12 protein-coding genes are annotated in these 15,828 nt (G+C 35.8%); 3 read left to right on the forward strand and 9 right to left on the reverse strand.

The window, feature by feature from the left end; all coding sequences use genetic code 11:
* Positions 1 to 13 precede the first annotated feature (13 nt).
* The 4 genes from HM984_RS02170 to HM984_RS02185 all read right to left on the reverse strand — a co-directional run bounded on the left by HM984_RS02170 (position 14) and on the right by HM984_RS02185 (position 5,461).
* Positions 14 to 3,208, reverse strand: a complete 3,195-nt coding sequence (locus HM984_RS02170; protein ID WP_179347940.1) for a SusC/RagA family TonB-linked outer membrane protein — start codon at positions 3,206 to 3,208, stop codon at positions 14 to 16.
* An 89-nt stretch (positions 3,209 to 3,297) separates the two neighbouring features.
* On the reverse strand, positions 3,298 to 3,978 hold the full coding sequence (locus tag HM984_RS02175) for a DUF2064 domain-containing protein (protein ID WP_179347941.1): 681 nt from the start codon (positions 3,976 to 3,978) through the stop codon (positions 3,298 to 3,300).
* Positions 3,979 to 4,013: 35 nt separating this feature from the next.
* Entirely contained in the window at positions 4,014 to 5,069 is a 1,056-nt protein-coding gene (gene arsS / locus HM984_RS02180) for an arsenosugar biosynthesis radical SAM (seleno)protein ArsS (protein ID WP_179347942.1), read from the reverse strand.
* A gap of 56 nt (positions 5,070 to 5,125) precedes the next feature.
* Entirely contained in the window at positions 5,126 to 5,461 is a 336-nt protein-coding gene (locus tag HM984_RS02185) for an arsenosugar biosynthesis-associated peroxidase-like protein (protein ID WP_020895861.1), read from the reverse strand.
* A gap of 176 nt (positions 5,462 to 5,637) precedes the next feature.
* Between HM984_RS02185 and xdhC the strand changes: the two genes are divergently transcribed.
* The 3 genes from xdhC to HM984_RS02200 all read left to right on the forward strand — a co-directional run bounded on the left by xdhC (position 5,638) and on the right by HM984_RS02200 (position 7,987).
* On the forward strand, positions 5,638 to 6,417 hold the full coding sequence (gene xdhC / locus HM984_RS02190) for a xanthine dehydrogenase accessory protein XdhC (RefSeq protein ID WP_179347943.1): 780 nt from the start codon (positions 5,638 to 5,640) through the stop codon (positions 6,415 to 6,417).
* 80 nt (positions 6,418 to 6,497) lie between these two features.
* Positions 6,498 to 7,505: a hypothetical protein gene (locus tag HM984_RS02195; protein WP_179347944.1), complete on the forward strand. Its 1,008-nt coding sequence runs from the start codon at positions 6,498 to 6,500 to the stop codon at positions 7,503 to 7,505.
* Complete coding sequence (locus tag HM984_RS02200; RefSeq protein ID WP_179347945.1) at positions 7,502 to 7,987, forward strand: nucleoside-triphosphatase; 486 nt, start codon at positions 7,502 to 7,504, stop codon at positions 7,985 to 7,987. Before HM984_RS02195 ends, HM984_RS02200 begins: the two co-directional genes overlap by 4 nt.
* Before the next feature lie 301 nt (positions 7,988 to 8,288).
* Here HM984_RS02200 and HM984_RS02205 read toward each other — a convergent pair whose 3' ends face one another.
* From HM984_RS02205 to tamL, 5 genes are all read right to left on the reverse strand, one after another.
* Entirely contained in the window at positions 8,289 to 8,663 is a 375-nt protein-coding gene (locus HM984_RS02205) for a hypothetical protein (protein ID WP_218845001.1), read from the reverse strand.
* Positions 8,664 to 8,893: 230 nt separating this feature from the next.
* Positions 8,894 to 11,224 (reverse strand): xanthine dehydrogenase molybdopterin binding subunit, encoded by a 2,331-nt coding sequence (locus HM984_RS02210; protein WP_179347946.1) that lies wholly within the window; start codon positions 11,222 to 11,224, stop codon positions 8,894 to 8,896.
* Positions 11,217 to 12,626 (reverse strand): FAD binding domain-containing protein, encoded by a 1,410-nt coding sequence (locus HM984_RS02215; RefSeq protein ID WP_179347947.1) that lies wholly within the window; start codon positions 12,624 to 12,626, stop codon positions 11,217 to 11,219. Before HM984_RS02215 ends, HM984_RS02210 begins: the two co-directional genes overlap by 8 nt.
* Before the next feature lie 191 nt (positions 12,627 to 12,817).
* Entirely contained in the window at positions 12,818 to 13,291 is a 474-nt protein-coding gene (locus HM984_RS02220) for a nucleoside deaminase (RefSeq protein WP_115807929.1), read from the reverse strand.
* A gap of 244 nt (positions 13,292 to 13,535) precedes the next feature.
* Entirely contained in the window at positions 13,536 to 15,827 is a 2,292-nt protein-coding gene (gene tamL, locus HM984_RS02225) for a translocation and assembly module lipoprotein TamL (RefSeq protein ID WP_442712700.1), read from the reverse strand.
* Position 15,828: the final 1 nt, after the last annotated feature.

Genomic DNA, 15,828 nt, shown 5'->3' on the forward strand with positions numbered 1-15,828 from the left:
GTTGTTGTGAGAACTAGAAATTAAATCCGGCTTTAAAACCAATACTTCGTGTGGTCGCGTAACTCATATCTTCCACACCACTCACAAAACCATTCCCTTGAACCGCTAATTGCTCTGGGTCAAAATGCGGATTCTCAGTAATGGCAAATAGATTATTTCCAACTAACGAAAGGCTTAAATCAGCACCTTCTTTTAATCCTAAAAAGCCATCATTTATATTGAAGGTATAGCCAATAGCGAATTGACGTAGTTTTAAAAAGGAAGCGTCGTAAACGTTATTCTCTTCGTGATTTCTATCGTAAAACTGTCTGTAATAACTTTCTGCCGAAACCGCTACGGTATTTGCTTGTCCTGTATTTACATTAACACCTTGCGCTACAATTCCGGCATCTGGTCTGTAACTGGTTTCGGCTAATTGACCACCAACATTTCCTAAAGCACGTGTTCTAGAAACGACTTCGCCTCCTTGTCTCCAATCGAATAAAAAACTCATATTCCAATTTTTATAATTGAAATTGTTACTCCATCCCAATGTGAAATCAGGATTGTAATTCCCTAATTTTTTTAAATCATTATCTGCGATAAATCGACCTTCATCATCAATTAAAAATTCGCCATTGTCGTTTTTTTTATAACCTGTTCCATAGAAATCACCAACACGTCCACCTTCTTCCACCTGAAACCAAACGGTTTGATTCGCACTATCATAAATTCTGCTGTAGGCCAATGTTAATCTGCCATCCGCTTGCGGTAAATCTTTAATTACAGAACGATTGGTTGAGAAGTTAAAAGTGCTATTCCAATTAAAATTATCGGTTTGAATAGGTGTGATCCCTAAAATAATTTCCACTCCTTGCGTATTTACTTTTCCGCCATTAACTACTTGCTGATTGTAGCCCGAAGAAATAGCCACAGGTAATGAGATAATTTGGTCTTCGGTATTGGCGTTGTAATAGGTAACGTCTAATCGCAATTTGTTTTCAAAAAAACGCAGGTCTGTACCAAATTCATAAGAGGTGGTGCGTTCTGGTTTTAAATTGGCATTCGGGATAAAATTTTGATCGCTAAATGTGGGTTGACTATTATAAGAGGTTTGCGATACAAAAGCACCAGAAGTTTGATAGGCACTAGTATCATTTCCAACTTGTGCCACACTTGCTCTAAGTTTTACAAACGAAAATACGTCTGGTAATTCTGTAATGTTAGATAAAATAAAACTCGATGACACGGAAGGGTAGAAGAACGAGGTTCCGTCCACAGAAAAAGGTGTCGCTAAAGCACTAGACCAATCGTTTCTTCCTGTAATATCTAAGAATAGATAATCTTTATAACCCAGTTTTGCAATACCATAAAATGAATTAATACGCTTTTCACTTTCAAACTGAAACACTTCAATTGGTGATGCTGCATTATTTAAGTTGTAAATTCCGGGTTGTGCTAAATTAACCGTTTGCGATTGTTTAGTTGATGCGGTTTGGTTCAGTCTGTTTCCACCTAAAAAGACATCAAGAGAAAAATCTTCAAACTGATTTTTGTAGTTGATGAGAACATCAGTATTAATCTCTCTAAACATAACATCATGCTCAGCATAAGCACCATTACTAAAACGGTTACTACTATATGCTCTGCGTAATTCACGCTTTTCAGTGCTGTAATCCATTCCTGTTCTTAAGGATATGCTTAAGTTTTTAGTCAGTTCTTGTGTAATGGATAGATTTCCAAAAATACGATCGCGATTAAAGGAATTGGTGTTCTCATTTAAGATGAAATACGGATTGTCAAAAAACGTGTAGTTAAAAGAATATTGTTGCGTGCCTTCTAAACCAGGTTGCCAATAATTTTTAAGATTTTCAATATTTAATGAACGTGGTCCCCAAGCTACTAACGAGTAATTTGCGTTTTCACTTCCGTAACCATTGGATGGTCTATTGTCGCTACTAGAATTTATGTAGCTAAAAGATGAATTGATTTCGGTATTATCACTTGGCTTAAAGTTTAATTTAGCAGCAATGGTTTGGCGGTCTAAATTCACGCCAGGAATAATCGATTCACTTCTCAAGTCGGTGAACGACAATCGGTAATTACCTGAATCAAATCCATTAGAAACTGAAATATTATTAATGGTTGTAACACCAGTTTCATAAAAATCCTTCAAGTTATCTGGATTAGAAACAAAAGGTGTTGCTGTGATATCTAAACCATCATAAAGTGCAGTATCTCCACCTCTAACAAAAGTGCCATTTGATAATTGTACAGGACTATCGAATTGCGGAATTAACAAACCCGTGTCTAATTGTGGTCCCCAAGAATAGGTGATATTGTCGTTAATTCCGCCGCCAAGGCCATCAATATATTCAAACTGACCAGAATTACCTTGACCATAAGAATTTTGAAAATCAGGTAGTCTAAAAGCAGTGTCTACAAAAAGAGAGGAATTAAAACTAATACCTAAACCTCTTTTGTTTTTTCCGTTTTTGGTTTCAATAACAATAACACCATTGGATGCTCTTGTGCCATATAATGCCGCGGCACTTGGTCCTTTTAAAACGGTAACAGAGCCAATATCATCAGGATTGACTTCCATGGCACCATTACCAAAATCAATTTCTTGAAATCCGGCTGCAGCTTCGTTTGTAAAATTAAAAACCGTTTCGTTATTTATGGGTACGCCATCAACCACAAATAAAGGATTGTTGTTAGAAAAAGACGCTTCACCTCTAATGGTGATTTTAGAAGACGAACCAACACCTGTAGCACCTTGCGTTACCGTAACACCAGCCAATTTACCTTGTAAATTGTCTAGAAAGTTCACCGTTTTTACTTCCGTTAATTTTTTAGAGGAAATGGCTTGAACAGCATAACCCAATTCTTTAGTGTCGCGTTCTAGTCCTAAAGCGGTAATAACTACCTCGTCTAAAGCTGCAGAATCTTCTTCTAATGCAATATTGATTATCGTTTTATTATCAACACTAATGGTTTGCGTTTTAAAACCTAAAAAGGAAAAAGTAAGTTGTTCGGCACTTGAATTAACGACAATGCTATATGTGCCTTGCTCATCTGTTGTTGTTCCATTGCCATTGCTAGATGTAATGTTTACAAACGGCAAAGGTGATTTAGAAACAGCATCGGTGACGGTTCCGGTAATTGTAATTTGCGCATTGCCAAATAGACATAAGCATAGCAGCAAACATGAGTAAATGTACTTCATATTACGACCACAAAACGTGGCGATTTTTTAAGATGTGAGAATATTTAGGCGTAAAATTCTTGGACTTTAATCGAATTAAAATCCCTCTTTTATATATGAAGTAAAATAGGTGAGCCTTTGTTGTATGGTGATTTAAATACTGCAGCATATTGAAAAACAGAAGTAGACGTTACGATGGTCTTTGTTGTTTTTCGAAGTAATAGTAGTAATCGTTTTATCTTAAAATCTAAAGTTTTGAAACTTTCTAAAACGGAGTCGATATCGGAAACATCATCAATATCTGTGAGTCTTTCTAAATAGGAAACACTTTCGTTTTGATGTTGTAATTCGGTATTTAAACTCTGTCTTAATTTAGAGGTTTGCCAAGGTAAATTCTGAAAACTAATTTTATTAAAATGTGCTTTTTTGAAACCCATTAAATAAAAACCACCATCGGTAGAAGGGCCTAAAACATAGTCTGAAGTTGCTAAGTTCTGAGTTGCCTTTAGAATATGATTGGCTCTAAGATGAGGTATGTCGTTTCCGAGAGAAATAACATGTTCAAAGCCTTTATTAAAAACAGCTTCAATGGCATTAGTAAAGCGCTCGCCAAATGAACTACCTATTTGTTCTTTTTCAGAAAAATGAAAATAAGGTAAATTCGTTTTCTTAACCGTTTTTACAGTATCAGAATCAAGCAAATTAAAGAAGTCAGAAGAAGAAATTGATTTTGAAGTCAATTCTTTTTCTGCAGAATTTGCAAAGATTAATATGGCGGTTTTAGTCTTCATTATGTATTCCTGCGAAGGCAGAAATTTTAATTTGTTTATGCTACAACACCTTGACAGCTACTTCCTGCACCAGCAGTACAGCCGTAACAATGCTGCGAAATCACAATGTTTCGTCCTTCTAATAATTCTTCGTTAAATTCAGATATGTGTCTCGACTTACTATTAACGGGTAATTCTAACATCTGATTAAAATCACAATCAAATAAATAACCATCCCAACTAATCGATAAGGTATTGGTACACATCACATTTTCTACAGCAGCCGGATTATAAGCTTCTACTAAAGAATACATATAATCTTCGTAGTTTTCTGAAGCGATTAAGTAATCTAAGAATCGTGCGATAGGTAAATTTGTAATGGCAAATAGATTATGAAATTCAATTCCGAAATCGTCCATCAATGCCTTTTTGAAATCCTTTTCCATCGCAACTTGATCACCTGGTAAAAAGGCTCCAGACGGATTGTAAACCAAATCTAATTTTAGGTCGCTACCTGGCATTCCGTAACCCACAGCATTTAATTCTTGTAAGGCTTTTATAGATTTATCAAAAACACCATCTCCACGTTGTTTATCCGTTTTTCCTCGCGTCCAGTGTGGCATAGAACTTACCACGTGTACATTGTGCTTTTTAAAGAATTCTGGTAAATCGTAATATTTTTTATTGGCTCTAATAATGGTTAAATTAGAACGTACTATAAAATCCGTAATACCAACTTTGGCTGCTTCTTCTACAAACCATCTAAAATCAGGATTCATTTCTGGTGCTCCACCAGTTAAATCTAGTGTGTGTGCTCCAGAATTTTTAATCACCTCAAGACATTGTCTCATGGTGTCTCTCGTCATAATTTCTTTACGGTCCGGACCAGCATCTACGTGGCAATGGTCGCAAACTTGGTTACACATGTAGCCAACATTAATCTGTAGAATTTCTAGTTTTTTAGCTTTAATTGGAAATTGACTCGTTTCTGAAATCTTATCTTTAAAGGTTGGTAATTCACCAGTTTTAAAGATACCATTAGAGAGTATTTCTATTTGTTTATTGCTTTGTGCTAAATCGTTTCCGAGCTTTTTTAGGGACTTTGTTGCCATTAATCGTTTCTCTTGTTTGTAGTTCTTACGAAATTAATGCGGTTGAGGTTTTTATCCTAACCGTCTAATTTGTTTACTTTATTCATCATTTGTACGCCATGCACTAAAGTTGCGCCGCTTTTTATCGCTGCTCCAACGTGTATGGCTTCCATCATTTGCTCTTTGGTAATACCACGTTGTAACGTGTCTTTTGTATAGGCATCTATACAATATGGGCATTGTTCTGTATGTGCGACAGCTAAGGCTATGAGTGATTTTTCACGCGCCGTTAAAGCGCCTTCTTCAAATACTTTTCCGTAATAGTCAAAGAATTTAGTGCCTAATTCTTCACTCCATTCTGTGATTTTTCCAAATTTGCGTAAATCCGCAGCATCGTAATATGGTTTTGACATAAAATTATTTTTTGATTTAGAAAAATCAATATAATGATTAAGTCGAAGTTAAATCTTAAAGATTACAGAAAATTTTAAAAGATTGATTTCTATTATATGGTTTGACGCTAGTTTTAAAAATAGAAGATCATTTCAATCAAAAAACCTTACTTTTAAATTCTCTTTTTTTATTAGAAATGCAAAACTGGATTGAATTACTTTCTGAATTTAAACAAAAGCAAATACCTGTTGCCTTTATAACGGTAACGAAGTGCTTAGGGTCAACTCCTTGTGTGGTGGGTTCGCGCATGTTAGTGACGGAGAATAAAGATATTCACGGAACCATAGGAGGAGGAAAACTTGAATTTAAAGCCATAGACGAAGCTATCGTTGCTTTAAAAGAGAACATAATTATTGAATCCACATATACTTTAGGTCCAGAATTTGAACAATGTTGCGGAGGAAAAGTAGAATTTATCATAGAACCCATGAATCAATCACCAGAATTATTTTTATTTGGAGCAGGACATATTGGTGTTGAAATCTGCAAACTTTTAGTCGATACACCTTTTAAAGTGAACCTTATAGATTCGCGCGAAGATTGGTTTTCTAATTTAGAATTAGATAAAAGTGTAACGACACATCAAGCGATCGAAACCGATTTTAAATCGTTTAAAGATGCTGTGAAATGGGGACCTAATTGTTATGTTCTCGTGCTAACACATAATCATGCCATCGATTTTGATTTGATAACTATGGCTTTGCAAAATGAAACTAAATTTCTAGGATTAATAGGAAGCAAAACAAAAAAAGTACGGTTCAATACGATGTTGATTAAAGAAATGGGTATTCCTGAAGGGATGACAAATGTGGTTTGTCCAATAGGATTAGATATCGGAGGAGATACACCAAAAGAAATCGCGATTAGTGTGGTCGCACAATTACTTCAAGTGCATTATCAGTCAGTAACTAAATAGATAATGTCATTCTGAGCAAAGCGAAGAATCTCTTCATAAAACGAAATTTAAAAAAGATTCCCGTTTTTACGGGAAGTAGCATGAAAAACAACAAGTCCATTATAGAAAAACTAACAGCACTTTGGGCTCTAAACGAGTCCGGTTTAGGCGGTTTTTTACACGTATTTAACTCACCATTTACAGGGTTAATTGTTGGTGGAGTGTCCATTTTACTCATTAGTTTAATTGCCTATTATGCCGAAAATAAATGGCAAGCCATCTTAAAAGCATTGGTCATTGTCTTAATTATAAAAATGGCAGTGAGTCCATATTCTCCATTCGGAGCTTATGTTGCTGTGAGTTTTCAAGCGGTTTTGGGCGCGATTTTATTTTCTAATTTCTCATGGAAAGGAGCTACGATAATGGTTTTAGGAATGGTGACCTTTTTAGAATCGGCCCTTCAAAAATTATTAATACTAACCATTGTTTACGGAACAAACCTCTGGGAAGCCATTGATATTTATGGTGCTTGGGTTCAGAAAAAATTAAATTTTGTTTCAGAAACGTCTACAACATCAGTTTTAGTCACCACCTATCTTTTGGTTTATGGTATTTGTGGAATTTTAGCAGGGATTTTTATTAAAAATACGATTAAGATTATTTCGAATAAAAAAGAAACTGATTTTTATCTTCATCTTGAAACGAATAAACGCGATAAGAAAACCAAAAAAGTAGCTTTTAAAACGAAAGTCATTTGGGTGTGGTTAAGCACTGTTGCGGTTATGGTTTTAGCCTTTTCAATATTTGGAGGTCCTCTTTTTGGGTGGCAAAAAGCCATTTATATCGTCTTGCGAAGTTTCTTCATTTTAATGCTTTGGTATCTAGTAATTGGCCCTTTTTTGTTGAAAGTGGTTCAGAAATATCTTCGAAAAAAAGAATCCAAATATCAAGAGGATATTGCGAATGCGATGGACTTGTTTCCGTATTTCCGTCAAATCATTGCATTCACATGGAAAGACACAAAACATTTAAAAGGCTACACGAGATTCCAATATTTTATGGCGAATAGCATTTCTAATTGTATTCATTTTAAAGTGCCTTCAGAATGATATATATCCTCAGAGGTGCTGTACGAACAGGAAAAACAACAGCTTTATTAGAGTGGTGTAAAAACCGTGATGATGTTGATGGATTATTGTGTCCGGATAATGCCCAAGGAAAGCGCTATTTTCTGGAAGTAAAATCTAAGAATGAATTTGAACTTGAAACTGAACTCGAAACTGAATCCATCATTGAAATTGGAAACTTTAAGTTTTTAAAATCGGCTTTTGAAAAAGCGAATACTTATTTACTAGCTGTTGCTTCAAAAAATGAATCGCAGTATCTTATTATTGATGAATTAGGCAAGTTGGAATTGAAAGGTGAAGGCTTGTATTTGTCAGCAGAAAGATTGATTCCTAATTATGAAACTAATGAAAACAAGCACCTCATTCTTGTTGTTAGAGATTATTTATTGGAGGCTGTTTTGACGCATTATTCAATAGAGAAATATAGGATTCTCACAAAAGTAAATTTAGAAACACTGAATTAGTCCTGTAAGGTTTTAAAAACCTGACAGGTCTGGTAAGTAGATGTTCCGCATCACACAATCTCATTTGTGTTAGTATGGTGAGGTCTTATTTGAAATAGTAGACCTCGCAGGTTTTTCAAACCTAGCAGGTCTGGTAAGCAAGAACATATAATCTATTTGTTCGGCTGTTATCCTGATGTGATTTTAAAAATTTGCGACTGTTAATTAGCTTTTATACCTGTCAGGTTTTAAAAACCTTACAGGATATGTACAATAGTAATTTTCTTCTCATTAATGAGATTCCTGCGTTTGCAGGAATTGGTCAAGAAAAAATAGTCTCACTCAAAGCATAATAAATCGCCATTAAAGCAGAGAAAACGGCAGATCCAAGAAACCTCCATTTCTGTCGGAATCGATTTTGAATAATATAATTTGCCATAAAGGAAATAGGAATATTCACTAGAAATGACCAAAACGCAATCTCTAAAAGATTAAAACCAATAGCTTCAACCTGACCTGAAAATAATTTAATAAACAGTAAATGTCGGGCAATCCATAAGGGGTTAAAATAGGCTATTGCTAAAATAGTTTTACTTAATGTGGCTTTAGTCCCTTTTCTAAACTGTGTCGTTTTCACAATCCAATCAAAATAATTCGGGATTTCAAACGCATAAAAAGTAGCACCAATAAACATCATGCCTAGTAAGCGATACCAGACGAATTCACCAAGTAAAAGTGCAGCAATAGTATCACCTGCACTGTAAATTAGTGCACCTTTAAGGATGTTTTGTTTTTTGTAATGTAGAGCGATAAGGCGTTTATTTATTGTGATTATTTACACCCCTAAAGTCCCCTCAAGGGGACAATAGTACCAATGTTTATTTTTTGAAATGTCCCCTTGAGGGGACTTTAGGGGGTGTTCTTTGTTCATTTTTTATTTTCATACAACCCCATCAAAACCTTCTCAGGTGTCATCGGTGCATGAAATTCTAAATCATAATTAGAATTAAAAGCCTTTATCGCATTTTGAAGCGCAAAATAAGTACCAATGCCATACATTAATGGTGGCTCACCAACGGCTTTAGATTTTAAAATCGCCATGTCATTGCCTTCAGTTTCTACAGGAATCACTTCCACACATTTTGGTACAGAAAATATATCAGGCACTTTATAGGTTGATAGCGCATTCGATAACAATTTACCATCATCATTATAGGCAATTTCTTCCATGGTCATCCAACCGATACCTTGTATTAAAGCACCTTCTACTTGACCTAAATCGATGCCTTCACTCATACTTTTTCCGTAATCGTGCACGATTTTAACGGAGTCAAATTCGTAAGTGCCACGCGTACAATCTACAGTCACCGTTGTGATGGCTGTTCCGTATACGTGATAGGCAAAAGGATGTCCTTTTTCTTTGGTTTTATCAAAGTGAATCTCTGGTGTGGCGTAATGGGTGTTTTCAGTTAAAGCGACACGTTTGAGCATGGCACTACTGATGAGTTCTGTCCAAGATAATTCGGATGGTTTATCATTTATAAAGACAGATTCATCCTTTAAAGTAATGTCTTTTTCTGACACATTTAAATCTTCTGAAGCCACTAGTTTTAGGCGTTCTACTAAAGCATTACAAGCCATTAGAGTTGCTTTTCCATTTAAATCTGCCGTAGAACTCGCAGCAGAAGGCGACGTATTAGCCACACGCGTAGTATTGGTGGTTTCTATTTTGATTTTATCAATAGGAATCGAAAATACATCCGCAGCAATCTGCATCATTTTGGTATTCACACCTTGACCCATTTCTACAGCCGCTGTGCTTATGCCAACACTGCCATCTAAATAAATATGAACCAAAGCACGTGCATGATTCATTGGTGTGTTGGTAAACGATATACCAAAGGTAATTGGCATAAACGAAAGCCCTTTCTTGAAGGCTGTATTGTTTTTGTTGAAATCAGCAACTTCTTGTTCTAAGGCGTCACTGCTAAATATGCTTTTAGCAGAATGCCATGTGTTTTTGGCTTCTACTTTTTTAGCAATTTGTCCGTACGAAAATGTGTCATTTTCATCTAACAAATTAACTTCTTGAATTTTTATAGCTGAAACCCCAATTTCAGAAGCTGCTTTGGCAATAGCAGACTCAATCACAAACATACCTTGTGGTCCACCAAAACCTCTAAAGGCTGTATTTGGTGGTAAGTTGGTTTTACAACTCAATACTTTTGTGGTCACGTTTGGTACGTAATAACTATTGGTGGCATGAAATAAGGTACGCTCAGCAATGGCAGGAGATAAATCTGCAGCAGCACCAGAATTTTGTAAAAATTCCGTTTGGTAGGCTAGAATTTTTAGGTCTTTGGATAAGCCAATTTTATAGGTGCTTTCGTAAGGATGACGCTTTCCTGTCATGCGTAAATCGTCATGACGATTCAGTATCAATTTTACCGATTGGCTTAGGTGATGCGTTGCCAAAGCAACCATAACTGCCCAAGGTGTGGCTTGGTCTTCTTTTCCACCAAATCCACCACCAAGACGTGTCACATCGACTTCAATTTTATGCATTGCAATGCCTAAAACTTTTGCAATCGTTTTTTGTACAGCCGTTGGACCTTGCGTAGATGAAGTGATTTTTATATTGCCATTTTCCATTGGTTCGGCGTAAGCGCCTTGTGCTTCAATGTATAAATGTTCTTGACCGTTGGAAAAGGTTTCACCTTCAAAAACATAGTCACATTCTGTAAATACTTTTTCGGTATCACCTAAACTAAAAGAGCGTGGTGCGTTAATAAAACTACCTTTTGCTTTGGCTTCTTTTGCTGTGGTGATGACTGGTAAATCTTCAATTTCAATCTCGATTAAACCTCTTGCTTTTCTTGCGATAAATTCCGATTCGGCAACAATTAAAGCAATTGGCATGCCCCAAAAATGAACCTCGTCTTCTGCAAATAAAGGTTCGTCTGCGATGATGCCTCCAATTTCATTTTCGCCAGGAACATCTTTGTAGGTAAAAATACGTTCGACACCTTCCAAAGCTTCTGCTTTAGAATAATCGATATGTTTTATTTTTCCGTGTGCTTTTGGTGAGTCAAAAACCACGGCGTGAAATGTACCTTGTCTAATATTAACATCATCAACATACAAGGATTCACCACGAACATGCGTATATGAATCTAAGTTTTTAATGCTTTGCTTTAATGACAGAGAAACGGCGTCTAACTTAGTGTCTAAGACTTTATTTGATTTGTTTTTATGCATGTTGAACAAAATCGTTTAAGGTGAAATGATTGGGGAACAACTCCGTAAAATGCGCGAAAAACAATTGTCTTGCGAGCAAACGCTTATAATCACTAGTTCCGCGAACATCGCTAATTGGAGTGATTTCCTTTTGAAGTATCTCATTAGCTTCTAATATCGTTTCGGAAGTCAGTGGTTTTCCTGTTAAAAATGCTGAGGTATCGTGTAAATACTTCGGAATTGCAGCAACACCGCCAAGAGATACATGAGCTTCTGAAATGGTGTCATTTTCAATTGATAAATGTATAGCAGAATTGACGCTTGCAATATCCAAATGGGTGCGTTTACAAACTTTTTCAAAATTGAAAAAGGACTGCGCTGTTGGTAATTTAAAGCTTATTGTTTTTAAAAGTTCACGATCGTTTAAGTCGTAAGTTTTATACCCTTGATAAAAGTTATTTAGTGCAACACTACGCTCTTCGTCTTTTTCATTGGTGATCGTAAGATCACTATTGAGTGCTAAGAAAAATATAGTCATATCTCCAATAGGCGAAGCATTGGCTATGTTTCCACCCAAAGAAGCCATGTTTCTAATTTGTTCTGAAGAGACCAATTTTAAATGTTTTCTTAAATTGGGTAAAATGCTATTTAACTCTGTGTGATTCCATAAATCAGAAACGGTAGAGTTGGTTCCGATGGTGCAAATTCCGTTTTCAATTGAAATGCCTTTTAAATAATCTTTCTCAGCAATTAGGTGTACGTCGTTATCTGCTAAATGATCTGCTTTCTGGACGTATAAGTCCGTTCCGCCAGAAACATATTTTCCTTTGGGTTGATTTATATACTTTCCTTCAATATCTTTTAAACGTTGTGGAATGCTTTCGAAATATTCTGGAATAAATCCATTGTCAATTAACCATTTAAAAGAATTTTTTTCTTGATGCTCTAGTTTTTCAACCACTTGATGTGCCGCTTTTTCAATGGCTTTATAACCTGTACATCTACAAATGTTTCCACTAATAGCGTCAATGGCATTGCTGTAATTGTTTTCAGAATTCGATAATGCAAAACCAGTTAAGGCTACCACAAAACCAGGTGTGCAAAATCCGCATTGGGTCGCGTAATTTGCTTTCATGGCTTCTTGAGCTGTGGTGAGTTTGTCTTTTAGATTGGTGCCTTCAACCGTTACAATATGTTTGCCATGTGCGTTTCCTAATGGTGAAATACATGAGGTGATACTTTGGTACTCCATCGTATCGTCGTTTAGTGTACCGACCAAAAGTGTGCAAGCACCACAATCGCCTTCACGACAACCAATTTTGGTGCCTGTTAAGCGTTGTTGGTAACGTACAAAATCCAATAAAGTGGTTCCGGAATGCTCCGATGTTTTAATGGTTTTGTTATTTAGGATGAAGGTGATCATATACTGTGTTTTCTGTAATCAATCATTGTTGTCTCATAAAAGCCGAAAGACCGCTGCGCTGATAGAGTCAAGAACAAAGACTGAATTCTAACTAATTGATAAACAAAGTTAAATTCAATGTTGTTTTTTATACTTCATATAAAACAAAGCGTTTTAGTTTTCTTTATCCGTCTTCCGTCTATAAAAAAAAACTAATACTCAGTCTTATCCATTTTCTTAGTCCATTCTTGAAATGGTTCTAATGCAACCTCACGAGCTAATTGCTCAAAAGGAATGCTGCGTTCTGAGTATGGTAATGGAATTTCTTTGTAAATAAATTCATCATCAAAGCCAATATTTGCAGCATCTACTTGGTTACTTCCATAATATACTTTGTCTGGTCTCGCCCAATAAATAGCACCTAAACACATAGGGCAAGGCTCGCAAGAGGTGTAAATTTCGCAACCATCTAGTTGAAAAGAATCTAGGTTTTTACAAGCATCTCTAATCGCTGTAACTTCAGCATGTGCTGTTGGGTCGTTGGTAGAGGTAACTTTGTTATTTCCACGTCCTACAATTTTTCCGTCTTTAACAACGACACAGCCAAATGGTCCGCCTTCATTGTTGTTCATTCCTTTTAGCGCTGCGTTTACAGCTTCTTTCATGAATTGTTCTTTATTGTTCATATATAATTTGTGTCTATTTTTAGTTTTGAATAAAGGTATTAAAATTTTGATAATGGAATGAAAACGGATTTATTTTAAGAGCCAAGAGCCAAGAGCCAAGAGCCAAGAGCCAAGAGCCAAGAGCCAAGAGCCAAGAGCCGTGAGTCGTGAGTTGTGAGTTGTGAGTTGTGAGTCAAGATGAGCTGTGAATTTAAAATTTCAGTTTCAGTTTCAATTTCGAGTTCAACTTCAGCTACAACTTCATTTAAAATGAATACCCAATGGCGAAATTTAGCACAGGTTCATCGACTTTAAAGTCCCATCGTTGACCTTCTGGTAGAGAAGGATCGTGAAATGGTGCTGCCAAATCGAAACGAATGACAAACCCTTGCACATCTATATGAAGACCAATCCCTGTTCCCATACCCAATTGATTGATGAAGTCGGATGTAAATTTGTCTTCTTCATTATCAAAAGATGGGTTCGATTTTGAGTTCCAAACATTTCCAGCGTCAGCGAAAATAGCTCCTTTAAAAAATGAAAATATTGGAAAACGGTACTCCACATTGGCTTCTAATCTAATGTTTCCGGTTTGGTCAAAGTAAGTACTACTGTTATTGTCTTCATCGGCTTCTGCGCTATAGGTTCCTGGTCCTAAGGAGCGAATTCTAAACGCTCTGACGCTATACGGTCCGCCTGAGAAATATTGTTTCACGTAAGGAATCACATCAGAATTGCCATAAGGTAAGCCGTAGCCAGCGAAGAATCGGGTTGCTATAGTTTGTGACTTATTTTTTCCGAAGTTGAGATGAAATCGTAAATCCATGTCCGCTTTTGCATATTGCGCATATTGGAGTCCAAGGAATGTTTTAGGTTCATCTGGTTCTCCATCTTTACCAAATAAACTAATGGAGTTTCCTGCGACATCTAAGGTTGTATTTAAATAAAACTGATGCGGATCATTAGAATCTACCATTTCGTTATAGGTGAAGGAAAAGGTTAATCCGGAAATAAATTGCTGATCGAAACTTTGTTGTAAAAACGGATTGTCGTCTAATATCTCTTCAAATTCCGTTGATGTTTTTGTGAGTTGCGTGTAGTTAACCGAAATAGGATTAAACTCATAGGTGATATATTTGTTAGCATTCCATGAATATCCAAAAAGCGCACTACCAGATAATAACGTGTATAATTTACTTCGACTTAAATAATTAACACCGAGACTTGTTTTTGTTTTCGGAATGGAATATTCAAAGAAATTTTCGTTGAATGTTATCGGGAATATCACACGAGGGAAAATCACTTCGCCTTTTAAACCCAACTCTAAACTGCTTAAACCCGAATTATCACCACTCGCAAACTGCGTTTCATAACCAACATTGGTACTAATGTTTAAAGTCTCTCCTCCTTTAAAAAGATTCCGGTTACTATAGGTTAAAGCTAAGTTTGGCCCTGTGAAATTGTTAGATTTTGTTACGGCTTGTAGCTCAGCTCGCACTGCGCGTTTAGTTAAAGGTGATAAGTAAATATTAGCTTCGAGAGTACCCAAACTATCGGTTTGTAAGGAGTCTATTTCTTTATATTGAATATTTACATATTTATAAGCGCCAATAGTCGATAAGCGCCTTGCAGTATTTTTTGAGGATTGCGGATCGTAAAAATCTCCTTCTTTTAGCGTAATATATTTATCGAGATATTTTGGCTTTATAAAAAGCGAGTCTTGGTAATAGTTTTTTTCTTTGAAACGCTGCTTTTCGCTATAGGTAGAATCTTGTAAATCGTAGTTTGGGTATATGTTAAGCTGTTTAATTTGGTAGGGAATGGTTGCCTTTTGAGGAACTTCAGCCTTTAGTTTTAAGAATAAATCGAAACGTTTATTATCGTACTGATTGGTGTCTGCTTCAAAAATGAAAAAATCTGGGTTAAGATTATAATAACCTCTTTTCTTTAATTCTACATCGATACGCTGACGCTCTAATTTCATATTAGATAGATCGAAACGCATATTTTTATGAATAGGGGAATCTTGAGTCACATTTTTGACGTCCTCGTATATTGGTGAGGGCATAGAATCGAGTTGGAAATTGGCTACGGTATAGGGTTTTGTAACCTGTACTTTGTAATTTACAAAGGCTTCCGTTTCTTTTTCTTCTATAGAAGATGCTGCTGAGCTATAAAAAAAACCTTTGTTTTCTAACCGGTTTATCAATACATCTTCGATTTCAAATGTTTTTATATCCGATTGATAAATAGGTTTTTCTCCTATTTTTTTATTTAACCATCTGTTGATGAAACCTGGGTTGTCTTTTTGAGATTTGTAATAGTAATATAAGCCTAAGCGCATTCCTAAAAATTTTGAATTAGGTTCAGGTCGTAGTACGGTTTCTAAATCTGATTTTAATGCTTTAATATTTTCAACAGCAGAATCGGCCTCAATTTCAATTTTAGCACCAGTGTATAATTTTTCTCCTTCAGGGATGTATTTTGTGATACTGCAAGAGTATAAAATCATTCCGAAGACTATAAAGTAGATACTATGTTTTAAAATCCGTTTCAAA

The organism is Winogradskyella pacifica (assembly GCF_013403915.1).
Lineage (GTDB): Bacteria > Bacteroidota > Bacteroidia > Flavobacteriales > Flavobacteriaceae > Winogradskyella > Winogradskyella pacifica.